At 74.3% G+C, this 1,111-nt stretch carries 1 protein-coding gene; it reads right to left on the reverse strand.

The features are described from left to right. Positions 1 to 1,111 (reverse strand): beta-ketoacyl synthase N-terminal-like domain-containing protein (locus ACFV4F_RS43445; RefSeq protein WP_380511602.1); only part of this gene is annotated, 1,111 nt, incomplete at both ends.

Genomic DNA, 1,111 nt, shown 5'->3' on the forward strand with positions numbered 1-1,111 from the left:
CCTCGACGAGCGGGGTCGGGACGGCGACCGGCGCCTCCTCCAGCACGACGTGCGCGTTGGTGCCGCTGATGCCGAAGGAGGAGACCGCGCAGCGGCGGGTGCGCTCGCCGGCCGGCCACGGCGTGGCCTCGTCGAGCAGGGTGACGGTGCCCGGCGTCCAGTCGATGTGCGAGGACGGCTCCCCGGCGTGCAGGGTGGCCGGGAGCACGCCGTGGCGCAGCGCCTGGACCATCTTGATCACGCCGGCGACGCCCGCCGCCGACTGGGTGTGGCCGATGTTGGACTTGACCGAGCCGAGCAGCAGCGGACGCTGCGGGTCGCGGTCGCGCCCGTAGGCGGCCTGGAGGGCCTGGGCCTCGATCGGGTCGCCGAGGGCCGTGCCGGTGCCGTGCGCCTCGATGGCGTCGACGTCGTCGGGGGTGAGGCCCGCGTTGTGCAGGGCCTGGCGGATGACGCGCTGCTGGGAGGGCCCGTTGGGCGCGGTGAGCCCGTTGGAGGCGCCGTCCTGGTTGATCGCGGAGCCGCGGATGACGGCGAGCACCTCGTGGCCGTTGCGCTCGGCGTCGGAGAGCCGCTCCAGGACGACGACGCCGACGCCCTCGGCGAGGGTCATGCCGTCGGCGGCCTCGGAGAAGGCCTTGCAGCGGCCGTCGGCGGCGAGGGCGCGCTGGCGGCTGAAGGCGATGAACGCGTTCGGGTTGGTCATGACGGTGGCGCCGCCGGCGAGCGCGAGGGAGCTCTCGCCGCCGCGCAGCGACTGGCAGGCCAGGTGCAGCGCGACGAGCGACGAGGAGCACGCGGTGTCGACGGTGACGGCCGGGCCCTCCAGGCCGAACAGGTAGGCCAGGCGACCGGAGAGCACGCTCGGGCTGGTGCCGGTGACGGCGTGCCCGGCGGAGCTGTCGTCCATGCCGAGCCCGTACTCCTGGTACGTGGACCCGATGAAGGTGCCGGTCGCGCTGCCGTGGACGGAGGTCGGGTCGATGCCCGCGGATTCGAGGGCCTCCCACGTGGTCTCCAGCAGCCGGGGCAGCTGCCGGGCCAATGCCGGGGCCGCGCGCGGGGAGATTTCGAAAAAACCGGGCGGGAAAAACCCCGCCACCGTGAGGGA

The organism is Kitasatospora sp. NPDC059722 (genome assembly GCF_042733235.1).
Taxonomy (GTDB): Bacteria; Actinomycetota; Actinomycetes; order Streptomycetales; family Streptomycetaceae; genus Kitasatospora.